Genomic DNA, 26,600 nt, shown 5'->3' on the forward strand with positions numbered 1-26,600 from the left:
GATTCAGCCGTGGACGGTATTCCAGACCAGGATGAGCGAGAGCGATGTGACGATGATGACCGTCGTCCAAGCGATGACGTTGAACCATCGCTTGTTGGTGTATTTGCCCATGAGGTCGTGCTTGTTGATCAGATTCAGCATGAAGACGAGAACCAGGGGTAGGAGAACGCCGTTGAGCACCTGAGAGAGGATGCTGAATTTGACCAGTGGAAAGTTCGGGATCAGGACGATGGCAGCGCCGGCAAAGAGCAGCACGCTGTAGAGCCAGTAGAAGAACTTCGCTTCGCTGAAGCTCTTGTCCAGACCGCTCTCGAAGCCGAGGCCTTCGCAGACGGTGTAGGCGGTCGAGAGGGGCAGGATGGAGGCGGCGAAGAGGGACGCGTTGAAGAGGCCGGCCGCGAAGAGAATGAACGCGTACTGACCTGCTAGAGGCTTCATGGCTCCGGCGGCGTCTGAGGGGTCGGCGATGTGGCGGATGCCGTGAGTGTAGAGGGTTGCGGCGCAGGCGACGACGATGAACCAGGCGACGATGTCGGTGAAGATGGAGCCTACGATGACGTCCAGCCGTGACGCTTTGTACTTGCGGACGCTTACCCCTTTTTCGACGATGGAGGACTGCAGGTAGAACTGCATCCAGGGGGTGATGGTGGTGCCGATGACGGCGACGGTGGTGTAGACGTAGTCTTTGTCTGACCAGACGTTGCGGGGGGGCAGCTTGACGGTTTCGACGAGGGCAAGGTGCCAGTCCGGACCGCTGAGTACTCCGGTGATGATGTAGGCGATGTAGAAGACGCTGGCGATGAGGAAGATCTTTTCGACGCTCTTGTAGTCGCCTTTGACGACTAGTATCCAGACGATGAAGGCGCAGACGGGGACGCTCGCGTACTTGGAGATGTGGAAGAGCTGCATGCTGCCGGCGATGCCGGAGAACTCGGTGATGACGTTGGTGAAGTTCACCACGATGAGCAGGATCATGATGACGAAGGTGATGCGGAGGCCGAACTCTTCGCGGATGAGGTCGCTGAGGCCTTTGCCGGTGACGACGCCCATGCGGGCGCACATCTCCTGCACGACGATGAGGGCGAGGGTGATGGGGATCATCGTCCAGAGGAGCGTGTAGCCGAACTGCGCGCCTGCTGCGGAGTAGGTGAGGATGCCGCCGGCGTCGTTGTCCACGTTGGCCGTGATGAAGCCGGGGCCGAGCACGGCAAAGATGAGAATGAGTCGGGTTCTCCAGGTGCGCCAGGGGCTCATTGCTTATCCTTGCGTGCGGACGAGTGTCGCGGGAAGTTTTGTTGGTTGGAGACCTGTGGGATCGCCCCTATCAGGCTAACTCATCTTGATGCCCGGCGTTGAGGGAGTGGGCGATCCTTTTGAACCTGGTATCTAGCTTGCACCTGCTTGTGCCAGCGATAGCTGGTTTCGTTCGGTTTGCACCAGGCGGTGGAACTCTCTTGCAGGGGCTTCAAGGGATCTATCTTCTGCCGTTTTCACGTTGAGCTGAATGTGGCGCGGGTTTTTTGAGGAGAAGAGGATGACGCTCTTGGGGTTCATGACAAGCGCGGCCTTGAGCATGAGATGGGCGAGATCCTGAGGGTTATTGAGGTCTGCGTTCGTTGATGCAGACCAACGATGGCAGAGCTGTTTGTCTTCGGACAGAGCGCGATGAAGCGAACGGAAGTTCTCAGTCAGAGCGCGATGATGAATGCGGAAGGGCGAGGTCGGAGCGGTCTCTATTTCAGGGTCGAGAACAGACCACTCGTACTGCAGGGTGCGGCAGTAAGCGGGATGTTCGGTTAGGAGCGACGGGATTTTGTCGACACTACTTCCTATTCCGAAAGTGCCGATTGTTCCTCTTTGCACCTCCTGCTCGAGGAGACTGAGGAGGGCGTCGTCGTGGAGATCGGCTGCTGAGATCTCGTGAAGCAGCCAGAGATCGATGTGGTCCGTTCGCAGGGCGACCAGGCTGTGTTCGAGCGAAGTTTTGGCTTGCTGCGGCGTGAAGGTGGTCTTCTCGTTCGTGCGTGTCGCGGCGTTCGCGGCTAGAGCGAGACGGTGCTTCAGGCTGGGAAGGGTTTTGGTGAGAGGGCCGACTACGCGGCGGGCAACCGATATTAGCGAAGAATTTTTTGCTGGCGGGATTCCATATTTAGTGGTGACGGTGACCTGGGGGCGATGGCGTTGGAGGAACTCGCCGAGGCAGCCTTCGGCCTCTCCATAACCGTACATGGGTGCGACGTCGAAGTGGCGAATGCCCGCGTCATAGGCCGATTCCAGGATGGCGAGGGAGGCGCGGCGTCCCATCGCGCCCATCAAGCTGGAACAGCCGAAGCCGAGACGGGTGGTGGTGCGACCGGTATCTCCGAGTGCGATCTGCTCCATTGTTCTCCGTTTGTTGTTTGCTGAAGAGCTTAGCTGAGATGATCGCTCAGCCGCAGGGCCAGCGAGAGGACAGTGTGGGTGGGGTTGGAGAAGCCTGAGCTGGGGAAGACGGCTGAGCTGCAGATGTATGTGTTGGAGAGTCCATAGAGGCGGAGGTCGGTGTCGACGATGCCGGTGGCGTCCGAGGGGGACATGCGCATGCCGCCCATGTGGTGGTTGCTGTCGTCGCAACGGGCGAGGAAGTCGGGGCTGCCGGACATCAGGTCTTCGTTGGGGATGATGCGGGCAACGTCGGCGAGGGCGCGCTGGGCGATGAGGACGTACTGCCGGATGGTGTCGAGTTCCCTTTCGGAGATCTGCCAGTCGAAGCGAATTCGAAAGAGGCCGAGGGGGTCGCGCTGATCGGTGAGGGCGATGCTGCTGTGGGAGCTTGGCTCCTGCTCGCAATGGACGCGAAGGAAGATGCGGACATCTGGAGGGCTGTAGGCGCGGCGTTGAACTTTGTAGCGCCAGCCCTGGTGGACGAGCATGGGGAGATGGTTTGCGGTGTGGCGGAGGTTGTCGCGAGTGACTTCGCCGAAGCGTCCGCGCATGAGGTTGCGGATGGTTGATTTCGCCTGGCCGCGGGCTTTGCCGGTGTCTTCGAACGACATGGTGGAGCCGATGTTGAGAGTGCCGTGGGCGGCCTGTGCCTGCGGGACGAGGCGCAGCTTGGGGAGGTACTTGAAGCCGCGGGCGAAGATGGGATCGAAGGTGTCGTGGAAGCGCTTCGGGTCGAGCGGCTCGATGGCGGCGGCGTTGCAGTCGATGTGATCCTGAAAGTGTTGGCCCAGGAGACCGGAGCGGTTCCAGGGCAGGCCGCCGGGGCGAGGTTGAAGGAAGAAGCGGGAGCTTTCGATACCGCCGAGCGCAAAGATGAAATGCGGGGCGCGGAAGACGGCTTCAATGCCGGTGAGGGTGCTCGCGCGGAGGCCGGTGGCGGCTGCGCCCTCCGTCAACAACTCGACGGCGCTGGCGTGAAGCCAGAGGTGGATGTTCGGGTGTTCGTTGAGAGTCTTGTGATGGAGGCGGGCGAAGTTGGGCTCAGGACACCAGCGCGAGAGGTAGGCTTCGAGATCTTCAAACTGTGTGAAGGGAAGGTTTAGATCTTTCCAGACTTCCGCGTCGCTGCGTTCGACTTTGGCTAGTCCCTCGAGGGCGAGGGCGCGCTCGTAGAAGGAGGTCAACGTGGACTTTGGGAAGGGCCAGCCGCTTTCGGGGACGCCGGGGCGGGGCGTGAAGTCGAGAGCGTCGAGTTCGAGGATCTGACCTCCCCAACGGACTGTGGTTCCCCCTTTCACTCGGATGCGTCCGGTGTGGATGCCGCGGTGCGGGAGCCCGGCGATCTCGCTGTCGTAGAGGGACTGGGAGGAGTCTTCGCGGGTTGCGCCGCCGCCTTCGAGGAGGAGAACTGTCTTGCCCTTGCGGGCTGACTCTACGGCGAGTGTGATGCCAGCGGCTCCGGCGCCGACGATGCAGAGGTCCGCAGCGAGAACGGTGGGCGACTCGTGAAGAAGATCGAAGATCACCGACTGCCCGCGTGCGCTGTTTTGGCAGAAGGCTTGATTTTTCCTTTGATCTTTTCAAGGATCGATTGTGCGCGTTCTACGATGAGCTCGACCTGCCGGTCGTTGTAGTAGCCGTCGCGTGCGGCTCGAATGCAGCCGGCTGCGGCGATGCGTTGACGGGCAGCCTCGTCAGGGAGGTACCGGCGTATCTTTGCGGCTAACTCTTCGAAGCCGGTGAAGAAGACGGCTTCTTCGTCCTCCTTGAATCGCTGCATGTGACCGTCCGAACGCTCGGCGAGCAGGAAGCCTCCGCAGCCAGCGATCTCGAAGCTTTTGTGGACGAACTCGTCGCAGTTGGAGTGAGTGATGAAGCTGAGGTTGATTTTGGATTTCCATATGCCTTCGCGGTACTCGTCGCGAAAGAGTTCGCCGCCGTTGAAGAGGGCTTTATAGGCGCTGGGCTCCATTGCTCGTCCCCACTGCCGGGGGTTGCCGGAGATTACGACCGGAAAACCGCATTCGCGCCATAGGCGCGTGAGGGTTTGTGCGCGGTCGTCGTATGGGGTGCCGATAAAGGAGACCTCGCGGTTCCTATCGGCGTCCGACCAGCCCTGTGGCGGGGGAAATTGGAGTGTAGGTTCGTAGGCGGTCTGAATCTTGATTACATCGCGCGCGCCTCGCAATTTGTAATCGAGAATGTTCTTGTCGCGCTGGACTACATGGAGGTCGTAGTGGGGAATGTCTTTCATGTAGATGCGCCAGCCTGGATCCTGGCGGGTTCCGAAGGGGTTGTCGATCATGTAGCTGACAGTCACGATGTCCATGGCGCGCATTCGGTCGAGTGTTGCAGGACGGATGTAGAGGAGCTTGTCGGTCCAAAGAAGATCCGGTTTTTCCGCTTGAGCGATCTCTATCAGCTCTCGGTTCAGTCGGGCAACGGAAGGTCCGATGACGAGGCGCTGATTTACTTTGCGAAGGATCGGGTTATTGGATTCGTAGTCGAAGACATTGAACGGGATGACCTGATGGCCGAGGCGTTCAAGAGCCCAGAGGCGATAGAGAGAGGTATCGTTTGGTGAGAGGCCGGTAGCGTACAGAATCTTCATGCGGCGCTGCGTTTCCTTTAGATTTTGCCTGCTGTCGGTTCTAGTGATTCGCCCTTAGGAGAGCAATCACCTGTTCGGCGTGTATGACACCGGCCAGATGCTTGTCCTTATCTATGACCGGAAGTGATCGCAGGTTGTATTTGTCGAAGAGCTCGGCGACTTTGCGGCCGTTGGCATCTACGTTACAGGTGACGAGATGGCTGTGGGGCAGTTCGGTCAGGGGAGTGCCGGCCGCCGCAAGCAGGAGCTGGACCAGCGGAACTAGCGCGGTGATTTTCTCCTCTTCGTCGAGCAGGTAGATATCGGTGATCATGTCGATATCTCCTTCGAAGTCGCGCAAAGCTGCAATCGCCTGATCGACGAGAGCTGTCGACGTCAGGGCGATGTACTCGGTCGTCATTCGGCCCGCGGCAGAGTCGCCGGCGAACTCGAGTAAGTCTTCGACCTCCTGCCGCTCCTGGGGGTCCATCTCGCCGAGAATGGCTTCGGAACGCTCGTCGGTGAGCTCTGATAGCAGGTCGGCTGCGGCTCCGGGGTCCATCTCTTCGACGATGCCTGCGATCTGCTCAGAGTCGAGCGACTCGATCAGCGACTGCTGCATCTTTGGCTTGACCTCCTCGAGGGCCTCAGCCGCGACCTCCTCGTCGAGCGAGACAAAGAGAGCGTGGCGTTCGGCGGGGGCCAGCTCTTCGAGGATGTCCGCAATGTCAGAAGGATGCATCTTCGAGAGGCGATCCTGCTCGATCTTTAGACGGACGCGGCGGGCGGGATCGCGATCGATGAGGTCGACGAAGTCCCACGGTATGACGCTCGCACCGAAGCGGGAGGCGATACGGTCCACCGAGGTAGATGGGAGGCCTTTCAGCAGGCGGCGGACGGCTCCGCGCATACCGACTTCGACCTCCGCAATGCGCAGAGAGAGATCGGGAGTGTCTTCCTGGCAGTTCTCCCACACCAGATCAACGTCGTTGACGCGGACGACCTTGTGGCCGTGTACATCGATAATCTGCTGATCCAGCAGGTCGCGTTCGAGCAGAAGAAAGCTCTCATCCTCAGGCAGTGGAGTGGGTTGCACGGACTTGCGGAGCTGCATAGCACCGTCGGGACTGAGTTCGAGTTGAGAGATCAGGACCAGCGAGGGCTTGTCGCGGCGTCTCGACGAGGCTAGTTTCAGGACGATGCCGTGAACGTGGGCGGCATCGACAGAGGGGGCCACGGCGAACTCGCGGATATGGCCAAAGGTGCCCCCCTGGGCGTCCGCAATGGCCGATCCCATGAGGGCTGAAACGCTCGTCCTTTGGTTAGCATGTTTGGTCATAACAAATCACTGGATGCGTTCTCAAACATACCCTGTAATCGCATGTTAGCCCACCTTGCGGTCGATAGTTTGTCGGAAAGAGTCGGCCTAGTCAACCCCGGAGGCCGAAAAAGAGTCTGAAATTACACAGAAGATTCGGGGGAACCTTGACATTCAAGAATTCCACAAGCAAACTGCCATCATCGCTGTTGTCTGACGTTGACGACTGGCATACCAGCACTGCAAGGACTGCTTTGGCCGATTCAACGACAAGCCGTGTCAGCTTCACCCTGGACTCGTCTCTGGACAGCGTTAACAAGATTGAGCAGACCGCTGAGCAGTGTGCGCAACGGGCTGGCTTCGACGAAGATACGGTTCCCCATATCGCCATGGCGGTGCGCGAAGCAGCAGTAAACGCGGTGCTGCATGGCAACTCGTACGATACCAGCAAGCATGTGGTCGCGTCTTTTGAAACGACTTCAGACTCACTGATTATCCGTATCTCGGACCAAGGCCCCGGACTTGATCCGGACAAGATTCCGGATCCGCTAGCCCCGGAAAATATCCTCCGCGGCTCAGGCCGCGGTATCTTTCTCATCAAGGCTTTCATGGATGAGGTAAACTTTCGCCAGTTACATCCGGGCACGGAACTGACACTTATCAAGCACCGACCACCCGCGCAGTCGGGGACTTAAGGAGAACACTAGACATGAGCATGAAAGTAAAAACTCGCCAGGTAGATGGCATCACCATTCTGGATCTCAGCGGCCGTATCACCCTTGGCGAAGGCAGTGTGACGATCCGCGACGCCGTGCGCGATGTTCTGGCGAAGGGTTCCAATAAGATTCTGCTCAACCTCGGCGACATCAGCTACATCGACAGCTCGGGTATCGGCGAGTTGGTAAGCGCCTTTACCACCGTCAAGAACAGCGGCGGCGAGCTGAAGCTACTGAACCTGACGAAGAAAGTACACGACCTGCTGCAGATCACCAAGCTGTACACCGTCTTCGACGTCAAGGATGATGAGGCAACCGCAATCTCTTCCTTCAGCAAGTAATCAGCTCTGCCGCACTAAAAAGCCGCCGCGATATGCGACGGCTTTTTTGTTGGGCCAGGTCAGTTCGCTTCGTCTACTTCGAGAAGTCGACCTTCGGCGCCACACTGTTCTCTGGGTTGCCTTTGAAGTACTCGTCGCGATAATGAAAGCCCGCGATATTGGCCCAGATACTTTGAGGAAATTGTCGAACGTAAACATTGTAATCCTCAAGCGTCTTGTTGTATCGCTGACGTTCGACGGAGATTCGATTTTCTGTTCCCTCCAGCTGATCGGTGAGACGTGTGAACTGCTCGTTGCCCTTCAGGTTGGGGTACTGCTCCTGGAGCCGGAAGAACGGACCCAAGGCCACGTCGAGCTTGGCGTTGGCATTGATATTGCTGGCGTGATCGCTGCCCGCGGCGAGAACACCGGCGCGTGCGTTGGCGATGTTGGTCAAAATCGTTGATTCTTCGGCGACATATCCCTTCACCGACGCAACGAGATTTGGAATCAGGTCAAGGCGGCGCTGCTGTACGACGTTGACCTGTGAGAACGCCTGATTGATTGCCTCATTCTTCTGCACCAGCGTGTTTTTCGCGCCGATGTAGCTGCCTCCTACAAAGAGCAGAACGACGATGAGAAGAGCTACAACACCAAGCACAACCCATAAAGATTTCATGTTTCCTCAATTTCCCTTCGTCTGAAATTTCGATGCTATCGACAGATGGCGTCTTCGGCTGTACTTTACCATTGGAACCGGCTTCTTTTACCTTTCTTTACGGCTACCTGGTTTACATTTGCGTCCTCAAAAGTCTCCGCTGGCTCCCCCTCCACCTGAACTGCCGCCTCCGAAGCCGCCAAAACCTCCGCCACCACGGTCGTCGTCGCGTCCCCGGCCACCGCCAAAACCGCCCCCTCCGCCTCCCATCAGATTTCCCAGGAGAAAGAAGATCAAGCCCGTGTTGCCGGTCTTGACTAGAAAGAAGAGGATCAGCAGGATGGCGCCGCCGCCGATAATGACCTCTGTGAGGCTTAGTTGAACGGGTTGCTGCTGACGGTGGTACTGATGAACGGGTTGAGCGAGGTTCAGGGTGACACCCGCATCGGTCGCAATAATTCGGGCGATCTGCGTCACTCCAAGCGGGATTGCCGTGTTGTAGTCCCCCTGCTGGGCCGCGGGAACCATCGAACGGCCGATGTCTCCGACCTTGGCGTCGTTGAGGATGCCCTCGAGACCGTAGCCGACCTCGATGCGGCCGCGTCGCGGGGTCATCACGAAGAGCATCAGAACGCCACGATCTGTTCCCTTGGCGCCGACCTTCCATTTATCTTCAAGCGCCGTGGCAAATTCTTCGATCGACTGGTCGCCGTCGAGGGTCTTGACGGTAACAACTGCAATTTGAGCATGAGCCTGACGATCAACCTGGGTGCAGAGGTTTTCGAGGCCGGATTTGGTCGAGGGGGAAAGGACGCCGGCAAAGTCGTTGACGTAGCCGGTCGGCGCCGGCAGCGTGTTCACTGACTCCGCTGTGACCACAAGCGACGGCGCAAAGACCAAGAGGACGACGGCCAGCCATCGCGAAAGATAGTTCATCGATGGTCATTCTACCCCCTTGCTGTTTCTACCGTTGACTAGTGTGGAACGACAATTCAGTTTACTGGCGTAAAAAGAGGGTGCACATGGCACCCTCGACCACCTGAACCGAAAAGCAACCGTTATGAAGTGGGACTAGCTGATTTGTTCCCGCCGTGTGGCGGCATGGGGACACCTTTTTCACGGGCGAGCTTGTCGACCATCATGCTGTGCTCATGAATTACTTTCGTCGCGTTATTGACCGCGGTCTGAAGGGTCGGGTCCGTTGTGCTGGCGGCCTCCTGACGAAACTCGTGCAGGTCCTTGTGATGGTCCTTCACCATAAACGACAGGTACTCCATATCGAAGTCATTGCCTGAGAGTCCGTTGAGTTTGTCGTACTCGGCCTGGTCTTCCTTGTTCAGGTTCGTTGGCAGCCTGACGCCCATAGAGTCAGCGATCGGGGCCATATCGTTGTTCAATTTGGTGTGATCGTCGACCATCTTTTGGCCGAAGGCCTTCACATCGTCGCTGCTTCCCTTCTGGGCCGCAAGTTGGCCAAGCTTCACCTCGGCCATCCCTCCCTGGGCAGCCTTGCGCAGGAAGATCTTGTCCTTCATTGTCTGGCCGAGGTCTCCGGAGTTTGTGGAGGAATCCTGAATGGCGGTAGCAGAGGCAGGCGCTTGCTGCGCTCGATTCGGCTGTGTCTGTGACGCTGGGGGACTCATGGGATCGGATTGCGCTAGAAGAATTGCGGGATAGAGGATTGCTGCACTCAGGACCAGGGTTTGAGAGATCAGGTTGCAAGCTGAATTGAGTTTCATGATTTTGCTCCAGTAGCGGACGACTGTTTCACTCGTGCCGCAGATGCCATTCTTGTGTTGGGTGTACAGGGCTAATTTATGGTTGCCTCTCGGGGCGCGGCGACGCTGTATCCTGTCAATGGAGCTTCAAATTAATGACGCCAGGTACCATCCAGCCACCCCACGCTCGCCAGGAACCTACGCCCACAACGCTGCATGGACAGACCCTCGAAGATAACTATCGCTGGATGAGGGAGAAGTCATCGCCTGAGGTGCTGGCTCATCTAGAAGATGAGAACGCTTATACGCTCTCCGTGATGAAGGCCACCGAAGATCTGCAGAAAAAACTCTACGACGAGATGCTGTCCCACATCAAAGAGACGGATGTGTCGGTTCCATACCTACAGCGCGGATGGTTCTACTACGTGCGAACGGTGGAGGGGAGCCAGTATCCGATTCATTGCCGGAGGCTGGCGACGGGGCCGAGGTTCGACGAGTCGCAGCCAGAGGAGATTTTGCTGGATGTAAATCTGCTTGCGGTGGGCCAATCGTTTATGTCTGTGGGCGGGATGAGTGTGAGTCCGGATGGATTCAAACTGGCATACTCCACCGACAACACTGGGTTCAGGCAGTACACGCTGCACATTCGGGACTTGAAGACCGGCTTGGATCTGCCAGACACTGCTGAACGAGTAGGGTCGATCGTCTGGGCGACGGACTCGACACTCTTCTACACGACCGAGGATGACGTCACCAAGCGGCAGGATCATCTTTTTCGGCACTATCTGGGCGATACGGCGACCAAGGATGTAGTGGTCTACGAAGAAAAAGACGAGCGATTCAATATTGGTTTAGGCAAGACGCGAGACGGCAAATATCTGCTGATGGAAGCCGGAAGCCACACCACCAGTGAGTGCCGCTTCCTCGCGGCCGACTCTCCCGACGGGGAGTTTCAGATGATCGCTCCGCGGATCGATGATCAGGAGTATTCGGTCGATCATCGCGACGGCCTTTTCTACATTCGGACGAATGATACTGGGAAGAACTTTCGAGTTGTGACTGCTGCTGTCGAAAAGCCTGGGCGCGTAGACTGGAAAGAATTTGTCTCACTAGATACTGAAGCTCCACTTGAGGATTTTGAGGTATTCGCTTCATTTTACGTAACTTCGAGAAGAAAGCTTGGCTTGCCAACTTTGGCCGTAACTAACTTTGCCTCCGGTGAAACCCTCCAGAGATCGAAGGAGATTGAATTTCCTGAGCCCGTGTATTCGGCGGGAGCCCATGCGAACCGGGAGTTCGATACACAGGCGTTTCGATACAGTTACACGTCGCTGGTTTCGCCAGCTTCGGTGTATGAGTATGACGTTCGGCTGGGCACTTCGGAGCTTTTGAAGCAGCAGGAGGTTCCGGGCGGATTCGATTTTGCTCGCTATGCTTCGGAGCGCGTCTGGGTCGAAGCGTTAGACGGGGTAAAGATTCCGGTCTCTGTTGTTTATCGGCGCGACTCGTTTACGCGAAACTCGACAAATCCTGTTTATGTTTACGGGTACGGTTCGTATGGATATCCTCTTCCCATCGGGTTCAGCTCGTCGCGGTTGTCGCTACTGGATCGAGGGGTGGTGATCGCCTATGCGCACATTCGCGGTGGTGGCGAGATGGGAGATTCCTGGCACGATGCTGGCAAGATGATGGTGAAACGCAACACGTTTAGCGACTTCATCGCGGTGATTGAGCAATTGGTCGCCAAGGGTTACGGAGCCAGGGATCGGGTTGCGATTGAGGGTGGGAGCGCGGGCGGGTTGCTGATGGGGGCGGTGGTCAATGAGCGGCCAGAGTTGTTTCGAGTGGTTCTGTCGCACGTTCCCTTCGTGGATGTGATGAACACGATGCTCGACGCGAGTTTGCCGCTGACTGTGGCGGAGTATGAGGAGTGGGGAAATCCGAACGAGGCGGAGGCTTTCGAGTACATGCGGTCTTACTCGCCGTATGACAACCTCAAGGTCGGAGAATATCCCGCCATGCTGGTGAAGACGAGCCTGAACGACTCTCAGGTGATGTACTGGGAGCCGGCAAAATATGTTGCCAGATTGCGAACGCTGAAGACGAATGACACCCCCCTGCTGCTGCACATTAACATGGACGCCGGGCACGGGGGTGCTTCTGGTCGATACGACTATCTGAAAGAGATCGCGTTCGATTACGCGTTTTTGCTGATACAGCTTGGGGTGGAGAGCTAGGCTTGTCCATTGGGCCGGTTTGAGCGCTTACGCAGCACCCACGTGGTCATGCAACGGTAGTCCTGTACGATCGTCGTCTTCAACGGATCGACCAGGACGGCATCCAGCTGCTGCGTTAGCTGCATCAGCATGGACTCGTCGACCAGGAACCACTCGGATCCGTCGTTGATTCGATAGATGTGGCTTCGCAGCTGTTCGAAGTCCATCCCGATGCGCGAACCCAATCGGCAGAAGAACAGACCTCCCGGCCTCAGAACCCGCCAGAGCTCCTGAATCATGGCGAGAAAATGAGATTCGTCCGGCGCGAAGTGCAGCACCGAGCTACAGATGACCACGTCAAAAAAGTTGTCTGGAAGGTTTATCCGTTCAAGTTCTCCCACCAAGAAGTTGCTTGCTGGAAGGGTTGGGGCTAATTCGGCTGCAAGCGCTCGCACATGCGCTACCCCTTCGGCATTTGCGTCTATTGCAAAGATCTCGCAGCCCTCTCGCAGAAGATGCACGAGATTCCTGCCGTATCCGCAGCCGGCGTCGAGGACGCGCATATCGGGAGCGATGTTGCCTCGGAGGATCTGGTCGAAGACGTAGATATCAACCTGTCCGAACTGGTCCTGTAAGTTCATTGCGACTTTCTCAGCTTTCACTTTTTCCCCGCTCGTCAGGATTTTGAATTGTTCGTGGATGTGAGCATCAACCTTGCCGCTGCGGGTAACGCGCGGTTGACGCTACGACTCTGCCGAAACAGACTCTTCAACTTTGTCGCCTTCGCCTGGGGCAAGAAAGAGGTTCGTTTCCAAGCCATGCTGGCGGGTGTAGAGATCGTAGTAGCGGCCTTGCAGTTTGTAGAGCGAGTCATGGGTTCCACGTTCCACGATCCTTCCCTGCTCGATGACGAGGATCTGATCGGCGCGGCGGATTGTGGAGAGTCGATGCGCGATCACGAAGGTGGTGCGGCCCTGCATGAGGAAGTTGAGACCGCTCTGAATCAGCGCCTCGGACTCTGAGTCGAGCGAACTGGTGGCTTCGTCAAGGATGAGGATGCGCGGATCGGCAAGGATGGCGCGGGCGATGGAGATACGCTGACGCTGGCCGCCGGAGAGCTTGACGCCTCGTTCGCCGACGACGGTATCGTATTGTTCGGGAAAGCGCTCGGCGAACTCGTCGACACGGGCGATGCGACTGGCCTCCATCAGCTGCTCTTCGGTGGCCTGCGGGCGGCTGAAGAGGATGTTCTCGCGAATGGTGCCATCGAAGAGGAAGGTCTCCTGTAGAACGACTCCGAGCTGCTGGCGGTAGCTGCTGAGTCGAATGGTAGCGAGATCGATGCCGTCGATGAGGACCTCGCCGCCGACTGCACTGTGAAAGCCGCAGATGAGCGAGATGATGGTGGACTTGCCTGAGCCTGAGGAGCCTACAAGTGCGGTGACGGTGCCGGGTTTCGATTCGAAGCTGATGCCGTGGAGAACTGGCTTATCGGTCTCGTACGCGAAGGTTACGTTTTGAAAGGCTACGTCACCATGGATCGGATTGATTACGACGGTGCGAGTGGGTTCGCTGTCCTCTTCTCGTTCGTTCAGGATCTCGGTGGTACGGTCCAGGCCCGCGAGAGCTTCGGTGAGCTGAGTGCCGATAGAGACAAGCTGAACGATGGGCGCCACCATGAAGGCAAGCAGCATGGTGTACTCCACGTAACCCCCGACATCGAGGCGATGGGCAGCGATCTCTTTTGCGCCCAGGTACATGATGAGGCCGCCGACGACGCCGAGGACCATCGTGGAGGAGAGGGTCATCAGCGATTGCGCGGTGATGGAGCTAATTACATTCTTAAGGAGCCGCTCGACGCCGCGAGCAAAGACACGGGCTTCGCTCTCTTCGGCGTGATAGCCCTTGACGACGCGCACGCCGCCGAGCGATTCGGTGAGACGGCCAGTGACCTCGGCGTTGATTTTGGAGCGTTCGCGGAAGATGGGGCGAATCGTCTTGAAGGCTTTCTGCAGGATGAGGCCGAAGACCAGAAGGATGCAGACGGTGAGGAGCGTCATGCGTCCGCTGATGCGAATCAGGATGCAGAAGGCGATGATTGCGGTGAGGATGCCGCCCACGAACTCGAGTAAGCCGGTACCGACCAGATTGCGGACACCTTCGACGTCGGTCATGATGCGGGCGACTAAAGTGCCGGTTCGGTTCTCGTCATAAAAGGCTACAGGTAGACGGCCGATGTGTTGTTGAACACGGGTGCGAAGCTCTGAGATGAGCCGTTGGCCGGCTGTGGAGAGGAGTTGGGTGAGAGTGTAGGAGGTGACTCCCTGCAGGAAAGTGGCGGTCGCAACGGTTCCAATGATCCAGGGCAGCAGGTTCAATTGATGCTTGTACATTACGTTGTTGATGAGGTAGCGCGAGGAAACCGGCAGAGCAAAGCTGCAGAGACGGTTGACGATCATCAACAAAAAACTGCCGGCGAGCAGCCACCGACGCGGCTTGACCAGCTTCCACACCTCGGGCATCACTTTGGTCAGCTTGGGCTTGGGACGCGAGGCTGTGAGGTCGGCCGCCGTAGCTCTGCCGGTGCCGCGGGACGGGCGGTCTACGGCTTTCATACCGCCGCCAAAGCTGGATGGACCGAAAGAAGAGGACATAGCTAAGTTGAGTTTACGCTTGAGGCGCTAGGATACGAGGCGAGCGCGGCGAGCGGAGATGAAAGAGCGGACGCAAAAGAGTACGTAGATCAGGCAGAAGAGACAAAGTGCACCCTTCTCTTCGACGGCTATGGGGTGAGGAAACGAGGCGCCACGGGAGAGTCTGATCGTGTCGATGGCGGAGGGGATCATTCCGAGAAAGACCAATAACGCTACCGTGACGGATATGTGCATCCAGAGCATGCGTTTTTTGGAGTCTTCAGTATTCGCCATGACACCGAAGAGGACAAAGAAGACGCCGATGCCGCTCGGGATCAGCGCCGTAGGATGGGCGCTACCCGTGGTGAGATAGCCTGTAATGCCAAGCAAAATGAGCAGGACGCCAAAGGCGATAGTAAGTTTTGCCATGAAGTAGAGCTCCTTGATAGAACACGCAATATCAGGATACTTCAATGGCGTGGCTAGTCCTCCGCGAAGGGGGCGGTAGAGAGGATTTATAACTGCCCAGAAGGGCGCGAGCACCAGAACCGGCATCCGCGAAATCGCTGAGACGTACCTGAATGGGTGCTGGACAGCAAAAAATACCCAACCTCAACGGCTGGGTATTTTGCGACGATAACTTCCGCTATCTTGGACCGTTCATCATGTGCGACATCGCAGTCTCATAGCCACGACGAAAACCATCGCGATAATCACTCCGTGCGCTTGAGGGCACGTGCGGATGACGGTACTCGTCGCGATTATTTACGTCGGGCCGGCGATGATTGTCGAAATCTTTGCGGGCTCCTTCGATGCCATCATGGTAGCCCTGCCGTTGAATGTCGCGGAACTCCTGCGGTGGAACGTCCCATCCGGCTGGTCCCTGCCCGTAGCCTGGTGCCGGCTGGGGGTATGACTGAGCAAACACGCAACCTGGAGCTGCAAGTGCAATAGCAAGTGCTGGAATAGCGATTCGATTAATCTTCATTTGAACTTTCCTCCGTGCGTATTACACACACCTACCTCCGTGCGTATTACACACATTCAGATGAGGAATCTCGATCTCTTGTTGTCTATGGGCTAGGCGGCACTCTTCTTGATTGCAACTAATACATCTTCCGGCTTCCACTCGTTGGTGGGGTACCAGTCGACGATCTTGCCATCTTTGCCGATGAGGACCGTCGAGAGAGAGTGGGTGAGGGATTTGTTGTCGCCGGGGGTGACGCCTACATTGAAAAATTGTGTCATCGCAGGTAACTCTTTCTCTGTTGGCGCAGCGAAGTCCCAGTGGAGAAACTTTTCGTTGGTGTAGTTGCCGGTATAGGCGCCGCCGTAGCTGCGAAGAACCTTGGGCGTGTCGTAGGTGGGATCGAAACTGACGCTGATGAGGTGGGTCTGTTTGTAGAGGGCGGGGTCGGCGGCAAGTGCTTTATCGATGTCGGAGAAGTTGTGGCTCATGCGAGGACAAAAATCTGCGAGCTGGCAACGAGTGTAGATGAAGGTCATCAGCACGACCTTGCCCTTGAACTGGTCGAGGTGAATTGTGCGTGCGCTCTGGTTGAGGAGTTTGAAGTCGGGAACGATATCGCCTGCGGTAGGAACGTGGTAGGAGATGGGAGGCATGTAGTCGGGGCGGGCCTGCGCGATGACGACGATGTCTTCGAGACGAACATTTCCATAGTTGTCGCCCTCCTTGTCGGCCAGGATCTTGGCCGTGATGCGGTCGCCAGGGTGGAGTTCACTGACGACGCTGGGATCTGCGAGCTTGTATTCCATGGTCATCGCCTCCATGAAGCCGGGAACCTGTTCGCCATCGAGCGTGACGTGCGTGGCATCGGTGGAGACGACTCTGCCGCGAATGGTGAAGGTGTTTTCGGCAGAAGGTGGTTTGGATGCCGTAGACGAAGTGTTTTGATGACAGCCAGCGAAGAGAACGAGGAAGGTGAGAAGAAATAAAAGCTTGCGGGACAAGGGCAGACTCCTGAGTCAATGATAATGGCTGAACTGTGAGAGTACGAAGGGGCGATCGATGGAGCGAAGTAAGATTGGGGCACCTTCTCAAGGGCTGATGCACTTTGGGCTCATGCTTGCGGGTCTTGGGACGGCATTGCTGGGACCGATCCTTCCTTTGCTGGCGAAGCAGTGGGGGATGGCGGACGCTCAAAGCGGGCTTTTGATGACGGCGAAGTTCTGCGGCGCGTTTCTTGGTGGAGTGACGGTGTCACCAAAGCTGAGATGGAGTCTGCTGGTGGGGTTGGTTGCGGGCGCAGCGGGATTCGGCGGCTTTGCGGTGTCTCCGTCGATGGGCCTTGGGTGTGTAGGTTTGTTCGTGGGTGGATTTGGGCTGGGGCAGATCATTACTTCGATCAACATTCTGGCTGGCCGCAGGTTCACGGCGCATCGGGGTTCGGCTTTGTCGCTGTTGAATTTTTCGTTCAGTCTGGGAGCCATGCTGTCTGCGCTTCTGGCTGCATGGCTGTTGCCGCACTTTGTGCTGAGGGGAGTGCTTGCGGGATTCGCAGGACTGTTCGTGATTGGCCTGTTGGTGCTGTGGATGCAGATGCGCGGAGAAGTTTCGGGTGCGGAAGACTTCGACGCTGTGTCGACAGAGACCGGGCCACAAACGGGGCTGAGCGGACGAGTCTATTTCTACTTCGCTGGGCTGCTTGTGCTCTATGGCGGATTGGAGACGTGCCTGAGCGGGTGGCTGACGACGTTCGCACTGCGGTATGGCGATAAGACGCTGACGGTGAGCGAATATACGACGCTGCTGCTTTGGATGGCGCTGACTTTCGGGCGTCTGGGGGCTTCGGCGTTAATGCTGCACGTGGGAGAGAAGACCGCACAGCGATGGAGTTTGGCACTGGCGGCCGGGTTCACGGCGGCTCTGGCGATGGCGCATTCCGCTGGGGCCATTGCCGGCTTTGCCGTACTCCTCGGGCTCAGTTTGGCGCCGTTTTTTCCAGCCACCTTTGCGCTGCTGATGGCCGAACGGCCCACTGCGCGGCAGGCGGGGATTGTAGTTGCGGTCTCGGGGTTGGGGGCAGCCGCGTTGCCATGGATGATGGGAGTGATTTCTACGCGGACAGGATCTCTGCAGCTGGCGCTTGCTCTGCCCTTTGCGGCTGCCTTGGGACTGCTCGCGGTGAGTTTGATTACAACGGGAACGCGGCAGGCCGAGGACTGATTTCCGAAGTCTGCTTTTCCTGCGGCGGTGAGCGTATAACCGAAGGATGGATGGTCGTGGGCTGCTGCCGGACGGGATTGCTGAGGCGTTGGAACAGGGTGCAGTTGTGGTGACGGGCAACCAGCGGGCAGCACGGGCAATTCGGCGTGGATGGGATCGGCGCAACAGTGCTTTGGGGCTTACAAGCTGGACGCCCGCAGCTGTGATGTCGTGGGAGGTGTGGCTTTCGACCATGTGGCATCGGCTGTTGGTAGACGGCCGCGTCGCGGAGATGATGTTGAATCGGCCACAGGAGCACGTGGTGTGGCGAACCATTCTCGAAGCAGACGATGAGCTGGCAAGTCTGCGAACTGTGGACTCGCTGGCTGTAATGGCGGCAGAGGCTTGGCAGCTGATATGCAGTTACGATGGGCAAACAGGCCTGCAGGAAGCGATCGGCAACTCGGATACACGGTCGTTTCAGCTATGGGCGCACACGTTTGAACGTCTATGCCAGGCTGAGAGATTCATCGCACAGGCCCAGGTAGAAGACAAGCTATGTGGAGAACTCGAAAAGGGTTTCGCGAGAATCAGTTTCTTTGAGCTCACCGCGGGCAGGGTTGTGTTGGTTGGATTCGATCATATGACCCCAACGCAAAGTCGGCTGGTGGAGGCCTTACTCTCGACGGGGATTCAGGTAGAGGAGTTGCGGATAACTATTGCTGCGCAGCGACGCTTACTGGTAGAAGCGAACGATGGCCCGGAGGAGTTGTTTATCGCAGCGCGCTGGATGCGGACATTTCTTGAAGAGAACGCTGGGGCGACTGTCGCAGTAATCGTGCCTGCGCTTGAGAGCGAGCGCAGAGAGATCGACCGGGTGCTTCGGGAAGTGTTGGCACCGGAGCTTGAAGACATCCGCGCAGACGATCACGTTAGACCTTATGAGTTTTCGCTCGGTTCAACGTTGATCGAGACTCCCATGGTTGCTACCGCGTTCGATCTACTGCGATGGTCAAGCGAGCCGTTGCCGCTGGAGACGGTGAGTGCATTGCTGCTGTCGCCTTACTTCGCAGTGCGCACTGGAGAGGCGAGTGCACGCGCGGAGTTCGATGCCTTTGAACTCCGTAAAGCTCGAATGCTGCGACCGGAGATCTCGCTGCGCGGACTGATCGAGATGATGGATCGATCAAAACGCAGGTCTAAATTCTCGCAACTGCTTCGTACCTTCCGCGCAATGCAGAGAGTTGCAGACCGATTGCAAGGACTTGATGCGCGTTCGCATGCAGACTGGGCAGAAAAGATGCGGGAGATTCTGGTAACGGCGGCGTGGGCCTCTAGAGAAAGGGAGACCAGCGTTGAATTTCAGACACGGCGCAAGTGGGAGAGTGCCCTGGATGAGCTCGCAACGCTGGACTTCGATGGCGTACCTGTCGACTTTGCACAAGCGCTGGGAGCTATCGAAAGAATTGCTCGCCAGACTATGTTTGCGCCGGAGTCGCGAGAAGCTCCCGTGCAGGTGATGGGTCCGTTGGAGGCTGCTGGAAGCATCTTTGACGCGGTGTGGTTCTTACGTGCGGGCGAGCTGAGCTGGCCGATGCCAACCGTTGGTAGTTCCCTGCTGCCCTGGCATCTGCAAAGTGAATTGGAGATGCCGGGAACAGATGCACCGCTGGACAGCGAACGCGCGCGAAGGATTACGGAGCGGATTGCTGCAAGTGCGGGCACTATCGTGTTCAGTTACGCAAAGGAGATTTCGGAGGGGAACCAGCGACCTTCGCCGTTACTGACCGGGCTCAGCCTGGAGACGGTTGGAGCCGCCGAGCTCCTAGAGCGTGAGCCGCAGCGCTCAATTGTTGAGTTGGAAGAGATCGCGGACATTGCTGAGGTTCAGGCATTACCGGACCGCGTGATTCGCGGCGGCGCAAGAGTTTTGGAATTGCAGGCAGCATGCGGTTTTCGGGCCTTTGCTGAGAAGCGATTGTGGGCGACAGAGCTTGAATCGATCGAACCTGGCATGGATGCGAGAGAGAGCGGTGTGGCGGTACACAAGACGCTCGAGATCTTTTGGGACAAGGTGAAGACGCAGGACAATCTGCGGTCGATGACCACGGAGGAACGCAATGAGGCACTGGAGTGGTGTGTCGCTCAGGCACTGAAGAAGACAGCAGAAGCGAGTGCGACCAATTGGGACGAAGCGTATGTAGAGGTGCAACGCGAGAGATTGCGCAGACTTCTGTCAGGATGGCTTGAGCTGGAGTTGGAGCGAAGACTACCCTTCGAGGTGAGGCTCAGCGAGAAAGAGCTTAGGGATGTCCGCGTTGGTCCGCTGCGCCTGAGTGTTCGTATGGACCGGGTCGACGTAGTGGAAGACGGTGAGGTGCTGATTGACTACAAGACAGGCCACGCGTCGCCCAACGACTGGCTGACTTCAAGACCCGACGCTCCACAGCTTCCGTTGTATGCCATCCTCACGCAAGCGGATCGGTTGCAGGGAGTCGCTTTCGGTCTGGTCCGGGCAGGTGAGGGTCGGGGTCTAAAGGGCTACGCGGTAGGTGATGGCGTTCTACCCAAGCCAAGCAAACTGAAAGACGCCCCAACACTCGAAGGTCAGGTGGATCGGTGGAGAGAAGTGCTGGTGACGCTAGCAGAAGAGTTTTATTCAGGCGAAGCGCGTGTGAGTCCAAAGACGTATCCTCGAACCTGCGCTCACTGTGAACAGAGGATCCTATGCAGGCTTGACGTCTCGCTGCTTGAGGAGGACGAGGAGGAGGAGGATTTTGGGGCGGGGGTGAGCCGTGGCTGATCTGTTTGTAGTTGCAAAGACTGACGATCTTCCAGGGGACACTAATGTTAGGCGGCCACCAGACTGGCGGGAGCGAGAGCAAGCCCTTGATATTCGACAATCCTGGATCGTAGAGGCGCCGGCAGGGTCCGGCAAGACCGGTCTGTTGATCCAACGCTTCCTGAAGCTGCTGGCCGATGAAAGTGTCGAAGATCCTAGTCAGGTTCTGGCCGTCACTTTCACAGTAAAGGCGACGGCCGAGATGCGGGAGCGAGTTATCGCTCAATTGGAGAGTGCTTCCCGACGTGAGCCTTTGAAGAGCTATTCCGACTTCGATCGTGAGACACGTGCGTTGGCAGAGATGGTGCTCCGCCATGACGCTTCCCTGGGATGGGAGTTGCTGCAACATCCACGCAGATTGAATATTCGCACGATCGATTCGGTATGCGGTGAAGTGGCGCGATTATTGCCGGTGCTCTCAGGCGCTGGCGGACGGCAGATCCCGGTCGAAGATCCAACATTGATGTATCGCGAAGCGGCGAGAGAGACGTTGATGCAACTCGGTGGCGGCGATGCGGAATTAGACACTGCACTGCGTACAGTGTTGTTGCATCGCGATGGCAGTCTTCGTGACTGTGAGCGGCTGCTCATGGAGATGCTTCCGCTGCGCAATCAGTGGGGAGAGTTGGTCCCGCTGGGAAGACAGCAACTGGACGACGCTTTTCTGGATCAAGCGGTGCTGCCCAAGCTTGAGCTTGCGCTGGAGCAAGCTGTCTGTGCCGGACTGACGCGGTTGTCGCTCAGTGTTCCGGAGGACATTCTGCGGGAACTCGCCTCGCTTGCGGGTGAGATGGGGAACGCGGAAGGCTATAGAGGAACGCCTTCTCCAATTGCCATGTGTGCAGGATTGCACACCACACCGCAGAAGACTGCTGAAGACCTCGAACACTGGCGAGCCTTGATTCATCTGCTTACTACACAGGAATCGAAGTGGAGGGCGGCGACTGCAACTCGCAATCATTTGGGCTTCAAAATTGAAAGAAATCACGCTGAGCGGTTGAAGGTTCTGATGCAACAGCTGCGGGACCGCGATGATGTGCTTGAAGCGATCAAAAGAGTGAGGGGCCTGCCGCCTGTTCGGTATCCGCGAGAGCAGTGGGCCGTGGCAAAGGCGCTGTTTCGCGTTTTAAGCAGGGCGCTGGTTGAGTTGCAGCTAGTCTTTGCGCGGCGTGGAGAGTGCGATTTTGCCGAGCTTGGACTGTTAGCGCAGGTCGCGCTCCGGCGGGATGGCGCTATCTCTGATTTGAGCAAAGCATTGGGTATGAGTCTGCAGCACTTGCTTGTCGATGAGATGCAGGACACGTCCACAGGTCAGTACGAACTTATTCAATTACTCACACAGAGATGGGACGGACACAGTCAAACCGTATTTCTTGTAGGCGACCCGAAGCAGTCGATCTATCTGTTCCGCCAGGCGCGAGTTGAGCGGTTCGTGAAGACGATGGAGACTGAACTTCTGGGCGATCTTCCGGTTGGAAGACTTCGGTTGACGGCAAACTTCCGTTCGCAAAGTGAGCTTGTTGAAGCGTTCAACGATGATTTTTCTTTGCTGTTTCCCCGGAAAATCAATGCTGCGAACCCGGAGGAGGTGCCATATGTCGAGGCACAGGCTGTCCGGGGGCCTTCGCGACGAGGCTCGCTGAGCCTCGTGTGGCATACGGGTGTGCTGGCCTCAGAAACTTCGGCTAGAACGAAAAAGAAAATGAAGCGGCGACAGGCCAAGTTGGAGGCAGAACAGGTGCGGGCGATCGTCGAGGATTGGCGGAGCAGACCGCTGCCGCAGGGACGTGGCGAACCATGGAAGTTGGCGGTGTTGGTCAGGAGCCGCAATTTACTGGCAGACATCGTGGTGGAACTGAAGGATGAGTCGAAGGGAGCGATTCCGTTTCGTGCAGTGGATATAGAAGCGCTCGGTCAAAGGCAGGAGGTTCTCGATCTCTTTGCGCTGACCAGAGCCATGATGCACCCGGCCGATCGCGTGGCGTGGCTCGCAGTGCTGCATGCCCCGTGGTGCGGCCTTGGGCGTGCCGATCTTCATACGCTGGCGGGCGGGGATGATCCCGATTGCTCAGAGCGATGCATCGGAGATCTAATCACAGAGAGACTTGACCTGCTGAATGAAAAGAGCCGTGCAAGGCTGATGCGCGTGTGGCCCGTGTTGCAAGCAGCACAGGAGAAGCGGTCGGGGTTAGGCGCATCCCAATGGGTAGAGAGAACCTGGCGATCGTTAGGCGGGGATGCGTCTTTGAAGCCGGGCGAGCTGGCCAATGCACGAAGGTATCTACAGCTTCTAGATGAGATGGAAGAGGACACCGGTACGACTAATGTCAGCCTGCTGAAACGCAGACTCGATAAATTGTTTGCCCAATCGGCGGCCGGAGGTTGGGCGGTCGATTTAATGACCATCCATAAGTCGAAGGGCCTGGAGTGGGACGTCGTGATAGTGCCGGGACTTCAGAAGAAAGATCCTGCGGATCGTGAGAAGTTGCTTACGTGGAGTGAGATCGATTCCGGCGATCCGGAAGCCGCGCATATCATGCTCGCACCGATCGTGGGTCGCGGTGAGGGTTCAAAGGAGCTAAATCTGTGGTTGAAGGGCATGGATAAGGCAAAGGAGGTCGCGGAGAGAAAGCGGCTCTTCTATGTCGCATGCACGCGAGCGCGAGAGGAACTGCATTTATTCGCGTCTTCCGAAGCAACGGCGAGGGGAGAGGTAATGCGTCCTCCTGGGAGTCTGCTGGCTACCGCGTGGCCCGCAGCGGAGCGACACTTTAGGGTGAATGCGCCAGACTCGAAGATCCCCGGCCAGATGTTCATGATGCTTCCGAAGTCCCAAGGAGATAGCTTCATCGGCGATATTGCAGCAGCCGCAGACGAAGTTGTGCGACCCGCGATGCTCCAACGCTTTCCAATGGAATTCAATCCAGAATCACGATTTTCGGTAAACCAGAAGCTCTCCTACGGCGAGGAAGCGATTAAACCAGGATCTGCGCACTTCGAAAGACCTGAAGGCTCCTTCGAGGCTCGCGCATTTGGCAACGCTGTCCATGCCTTCCTGGAGATGCTTGCGAAGAGGCTGGCGGTTAATACGAGGGTTGAGACCGTACTGCCCGAAGTGGCGGGATGGACGCCGCGAATCGCGGCTGTGCTGCGGGGTGATGGCCTACAGCCCGCCGTCGTCGAGCGACTCGTCCCACGAGTGAAGACAGCGCTCATCAATATGCTGCAGGACGACGAGGGACGATGGGTGCTTAGCCAGAACAAGCAAGCGTCGAACGAACTTTCGCTCAGTTCGTGGAGCGATGTGCGCAGCAGTGTGCGATTGGATCGGGTGTTTCATGGTGGGGCAAAACCGATGGAGCCTGGGGCGGGCTATCTTTGGATCATCGACTACAAAACAGCGACGCACGGCCGCGATGGAATCGACGAGTTTCTTGCCGAGGAGCGAATGAAGTACACGGACCAGATGAAGCTGTATGCCCAAACGATGGGCGACCGCGTAGAGAGCGGAAAGCTGCGAGTTGGCCTGTACTATCCGATGATGCCAAAACTCGTCTGGTGGGAACCAGACATAGACTGACTCTGGGTTCCGTGGAGTCGGAGGCAGCACCAATCTCTCGGACTCAAATGGAGGTGGGAATCGTGGTAATCCTGTACCATCGCCGAGCTAGAGTGCGTTGCTGTTATGACGGACGTCGGCGCCACGAACCCAGAAGATAACATCTTCGGCGATATTAGTGGCGTGGTCGCCGACGCGTTCCAGGTTGCGGGCGATAATCAGAGCGTTGAGCGATTGCGGAGTAAGTTCGGGCTTTTCCTTGATGAGCGAACTGAGCGCGTAAAAAGCAGCATCATTCATCTCGTCAACCTGATCGTCGAGTCGAAGAACAGATTCGGCTAGTTCGGCATCGCCTTCGATGAAGGCCTGTAGCGATTTGCGAACCATTGCGGAAGAGAGTGAGGCGAGCTTGGGAATGTCGACCGGAAGATCGATGTTGGCGAAAGCACCCATCTCTCTTACGCGCACAGCAATGTTGACAGCCTGGTCGCCCACGCGTTCAAGGTCGGCATTAATTCTGATCACTGAGAGAATGAAGCGAAGATCGATGGCCATTGGCTGTTCCATAGCCAGCAAGTCTAGCGCCATTTGATCGATCTCGCGTTCGAGACGATTGATGGAGGGCTCGGCGCGGAAGACGAGTTCGCAGATCGAAAGATCGCGCGTGCGGTAGGCTTCGATGGAGCGCTGAATCGCCTGCTCCGCCATCCCCGCCATCACCAGCAATTTCTCCTTCAGTTCGTCGAGGCTCTGATGAAATTTGACGCGCATCAGCCGAACCTCCCGGTGATGTAGTCTTCCGTTCGCTTGTCCCTCGGGTTCGTAAAGATCTTGTGGGTAGAGTCGAACTCGACCATCTTACCGTTGAGGAAGAATCCGGTGTTTTCGGCAACTCGGGCTGCCTGTTGCATGTTGTGCGTCACAATGACGATGGTGTACTGACTCTTGAGTTGAAAGATGAGATCTTCAATCTTTGAGGTTGAGACCGGGTCCAGCGCAGAAGCGGGTTCGTCCATCAGCAGAACCTCTGGATCGACAGCGAGCGCACGGGCGATGCACATGCGTTGTTGCTGGCCTCCCGAGAGAGAGGCGCCGGATTTCTTTTTGAGATCGTCCTTGACCTCTTCCCAAAGCGCAGCCTGTTTGAGGGAACGCTCGACCGTCTCGTCGAGGATGCGGCGATTGCGGAAGCCGTTGAGTTTGAGGCCACTGACGACGTTGTCGTAGATGGACATGGTCGGGAATGGATTGGGCCGCTGGAAGACCATGCCAACGCGGCGGCGGATCTCAACCGGCGAGGCGTCGTTGTAGATGTCGACGTCGCCCATCTTGACGGTACCGGTGGCGCGGGCGATGGGATTTGTCTCGTGCATACGATTGAGGCAACGGACGAAGGTGGATTTACCACAGCCCGAAGGACCGATGAGGGCGGTAGCGTGGTTCGCCGGTATATGCAGGTTGATGTCCTGCAGGGTGTGCGTCGTTCCATACCACGCGTTCAAATCCTCAACTAAAATGCCGACTCCCACTAGCTTCCTCCCTTGAGTACGCCGCGGTTGGCAAAGATGCGGACGAGCGTGACCGAGACCATGATTAAGACGATAAGAACGAGCGAACCGGCCCAAGCGAGACGATGCCACTCGTCATACGGCGATATGGCATAGACGTAAATCTGCAGAGGCAGAGCGGCGATCGGTTCGCTGAGTTTGAAGTTCCAGAACTGATTTCCGAAAGCAGTGAAGAGCAGCGGAGCGGTCTCTCCAGCAACGCGGGCGAATGCCAGCATGCAGCCGGTGATGATGCCAGGCGAGGCCGTACGTAGACTGACCGAGATCGCTGTCCTCCATTTAGGGACGCCGAGACCAAGAGCAGCCTCACGAATAGCATGCGGAACCGTGGCGAGCATCTCCTCTGTGGTGCGCGTGATGGTTGGGACCATCATGATAGCGAGAGCTACTCCTCCAGCCAGAGCGGAGAAGTGTTTTTGCTGAACGACGATCAGCGAATAGATCGAGATGCCCATGACAATTGATGGAACGCCATTCAGCACGTCTGCCGTGAAACGGACCGCGGTGGCAAGAGTCTTGCCCCGACCAAACTCTGCAAGATAGACTCCGGCCGCAATGCCGATTGGGATACCCATCAGGCTAGCAAGGAAGAGAATGATGCCTGAGCCGACGATGGAGTTCGCCATACCTCCACCGGCCTCACCTACTGGAGCGGGAATGTGCGTGAAGAAGGCGAGATTTAGCGAGCTCGCACCCTTATAGATCAGATAAAAGAGGATAGCGACCAACGGCAGGATTACCAGGACAGTCGCGAGGATGCAAAGACCGCTGACAAAGTAGTTGGTAGTGGCGCGCCATGCTTTGTTTCTGCGCATGGACTTGGACTCGAAGTCCATGGGGCGGGGCTGGTTGCTCAAGGGTTGAGTACTCAT

Annotated in this window: 22 protein-coding genes; 7 read left to right on the plus strand and 15 right to left on the minus strand. The window is 57.3% G+C overall.

All coding sequences use genetic code 11. The features are described 5' to 3' along the window. Positions 1–3: 3 nt before the first annotated feature. From RBB81_RS17955 to RBB81_RS17975, 5 genes are all read right to left on the minus strand, one after another. Entirely contained in the window at positions 4–1,254 is a 1,251-nt protein-coding gene (locus RBB81_RS17955) for an Nramp family divalent metal transporter (protein WP_353071582.1), read from the minus strand. 132 nt (positions 1,255–1,386) lie between these two features. Further along, positions 1,387–2,382 carry an aldo/keto reductase gene (locus RBB81_RS17960; protein ID WP_353071583.1) on the minus strand — a complete coding sequence of 332 codons (996 nt, stop codon included), beginning with the start codon at positions 2,380–2,382 and terminating at the stop codon, positions 1,387–1,389. Between the two features lie 29 nt (positions 2,383–2,411). Beyond that, the gene (locus tag RBB81_RS17965) at positions 2,412–3,950 is read right to left on the minus strand and encodes a GMC oxidoreductase (RefSeq protein ID WP_353071584.1); all 1,539 of its coding nucleotides are present in this window, start codon (positions 3,948–3,950) and stop codon (positions 2,412–2,414) included. Beyond that, the gene (locus RBB81_RS17970; protein ID WP_353071585.1) at positions 3,947–5,035 is read right to left on the minus strand and encodes a CgeB family protein; all 1,089 of its coding nucleotides are present in this window, start codon (positions 5,033–5,035) and stop codon (positions 3,947–3,949) included. Before RBB81_RS17970 ends, RBB81_RS17965 begins: the two co-directional genes overlap by 4 nt. A gap of 40 nt (positions 5,036–5,075) precedes the next feature. Continuing rightward, a complete protein-coding gene (locus tag RBB81_RS17975) occupies positions 5,076–6,311 on the minus strand; it encodes a magnesium transporter MgtE N-terminal domain-containing protein (protein WP_353071586.1) in 1,236 nt (411 codons plus the stop codon). A 188-nt stretch (positions 6,312–6,499) separates the two neighbouring features. On the opposite strand from RBB81_RS17975, the gene RBB81_RS17980 reads away from it, so the two are divergent. Then, complete coding sequence (locus RBB81_RS17980; protein ID WP_306458027.1) at positions 6,500–7,027, plus strand: ATP-binding protein; 528 nt, start codon at positions 6,500–6,502, stop codon at positions 7,025–7,027. A 14-nt stretch (positions 7,028–7,041) separates the two neighbouring features. Continuing rightward, entirely contained in the window at positions 7,042–7,389 is a 348-nt protein-coding gene (locus tag RBB81_RS17985) for an STAS domain-containing protein (RefSeq protein ID WP_179584329.1), read from the plus strand. Between the two features lie 73 nt (positions 7,390–7,462). Here the strand turns inward: RBB81_RS17985 and RBB81_RS17990 are convergent, their stop codons facing one another. From RBB81_RS17990 to RBB81_RS18000, 3 genes are all read right to left on the minus strand, one after another. Continuing rightward, positions 7,463–8,047, minus strand: a complete 585-nt coding sequence (locus RBB81_RS17990) for a LemA family protein (protein WP_179584331.1) — start codon at positions 8,045–8,047, stop codon at positions 7,463–7,465. A 126-nt stretch (positions 8,048–8,173) separates the two neighbouring features. Next, positions 8,174–8,962 carry a TPM domain-containing protein gene (locus RBB81_RS17995; protein ID WP_183787922.1) on the minus strand — a complete coding sequence of 263 codons (789 nt, stop codon included), beginning with the start codon at positions 8,960–8,962 and terminating at the stop codon, positions 8,174–8,176. 122 nt (positions 8,963–9,084) lie between these two features. Continuing rightward, entirely contained in the window at positions 9,085–9,765 is a 681-nt protein-coding gene (locus tag RBB81_RS18000) for a DUF4142 domain-containing protein (RefSeq protein ID WP_353071587.1), read from the minus strand. A gap of 134 nt (positions 9,766–9,899) precedes the next feature. Here RBB81_RS18000 and RBB81_RS18005 point away from each other — a divergent pair, with 134 nt between their 5' ends. Further along, entirely contained in the window at positions 9,900–11,981 is a 2,082-nt protein-coding gene (locus RBB81_RS18005; protein ID WP_353071588.1) for a S9 family peptidase, read from the plus strand. On the opposite strand, the gene RBB81_RS18010 is transcribed toward RBB81_RS18005, so the two are convergent. From RBB81_RS18010 to RBB81_RS18020, 3 genes are all read right to left on the minus strand, one after another. Then, the gene (locus RBB81_RS18010) at positions 11,978–12,601 is read right to left on the minus strand and encodes a class I SAM-dependent methyltransferase (RefSeq protein WP_353071589.1); all 624 of its coding nucleotides are present in this window, start codon (positions 12,599–12,601) and stop codon (positions 11,978–11,980) included. The genes RBB81_RS18005 and RBB81_RS18010 overlap by 4 nt on opposite strands. A gap of 102 nt (positions 12,602–12,703) precedes the next feature. Further along, a complete protein-coding gene (locus RBB81_RS18015; protein ID WP_423248029.1) occupies positions 12,704–14,575 on the minus strand; it encodes an ABC transporter ATP-binding protein in 1,872 nt (623 codons plus the stop codon). Between the two features lie 66 nt (positions 14,576–14,641). Beyond that, entirely contained in the window at positions 14,642–15,022 is a 381-nt protein-coding gene (locus tag RBB81_RS18020) for a hypothetical protein (protein ID WP_183787918.1), read from the minus strand. Positions 15,023–15,335: 313 nt separating this feature from the next. Here RBB81_RS18020 and RBB81_RS18025 point away from each other — a divergent pair, with 313 nt between their 5' ends. After that, positions 15,336–15,509: a hypothetical protein gene (locus RBB81_RS18025; RefSeq protein ID WP_221272753.1), complete on the plus strand. Its 174-nt coding sequence runs from the start codon at positions 15,336–15,338 to the stop codon at positions 15,507–15,509. A 164-nt stretch (positions 15,510–15,673) separates the two neighbouring features. Here RBB81_RS18025 and RBB81_RS18030 read toward each other — a convergent pair whose 3' ends face one another. Continuing rightward, the gene (locus RBB81_RS18030) at positions 15,674–16,564 is read right to left on the minus strand and encodes an SCO family protein (protein ID WP_353071591.1); all 891 of its coding nucleotides are present in this window, start codon (positions 16,562–16,564) and stop codon (positions 15,674–15,676) included. 58 nt (positions 16,565–16,622) lie between these two features. On the opposite strand from RBB81_RS18030, the gene RBB81_RS18035 reads away from it, so the two are divergent. Genes RBB81_RS18035 through RBB81_RS18045 form a run of 3 tightly spaced genes read left to right on the plus strand, consistent with a single transcriptional unit; the run spans position 16,623 to position 24,181 of the window. Further along, positions 16,623–17,780 (plus strand): MFS transporter, encoded by a 1,158-nt coding sequence (locus RBB81_RS18035; protein ID WP_353071592.1) that lies wholly within the window; start codon positions 16,623–16,625, stop codon positions 17,778–17,780. Between the two features lie 46 nt (positions 17,781–17,826). After that, positions 17,827–20,562: a PD-(D/E)XK nuclease family protein gene (locus RBB81_RS18040; protein WP_353071593.1), complete on the plus strand. Its 2,736-nt coding sequence runs from the start codon at positions 17,827–17,829 to the stop codon at positions 20,560–20,562. After that, complete coding sequence (locus tag RBB81_RS18045; RefSeq protein WP_353071594.1) at positions 20,555–24,181, plus strand: UvrD-helicase domain-containing protein; 3,627 nt, start codon at positions 20,555–20,557, stop codon at positions 24,179–24,181. Before RBB81_RS18040 ends, RBB81_RS18045 begins: the two co-directional genes overlap by 8 nt. An 87-nt stretch (positions 24,182–24,268) precedes the next feature. Here the strand turns inward: RBB81_RS18045 and phoU are convergent, their stop codons facing one another. Genes phoU through pstA form a run of 3 tightly spaced genes read right to left on the minus strand, consistent with a single transcriptional unit; the run spans position 24,269 to position 26,600 of the window. Beyond that, complete coding sequence (gene phoU, locus RBB81_RS18050; protein WP_179584353.1) at positions 24,269–24,931, minus strand: phosphate signaling complex protein PhoU; 663 nt, start codon at positions 24,929–24,931, stop codon at positions 24,269–24,271. Further along, the gene (gene pstB / locus RBB81_RS18055; protein WP_179584355.1) at positions 24,931–25,689 is read right to left on the minus strand and encodes a phosphate ABC transporter ATP-binding protein PstB; all 759 of its coding nucleotides are present in this window, start codon (positions 25,687–25,689) and stop codon (positions 24,931–24,933) included. The genes phoU and pstB overlap by 1 nt, the downstream gene beginning before the upstream one ends. Then, on the minus strand, positions 25,689–26,600 hold the full coding sequence (pstA, locus tag RBB81_RS18060; protein ID WP_218892463.1) for a phosphate ABC transporter permease PstA: 912 nt from the start codon (positions 26,598–26,600) through the stop codon (positions 25,689–25,691). The genes pstB and pstA overlap by 1 nt, the downstream gene beginning before the upstream one ends.

Source organism: Tunturibacter gelidoferens (genome assembly GCF_040358255.1).
GTDB lineage: Bacteria > Acidobacteriota > Terriglobia > Terriglobales > Acidobacteriaceae > Edaphobacter > Edaphobacter gelidiferens.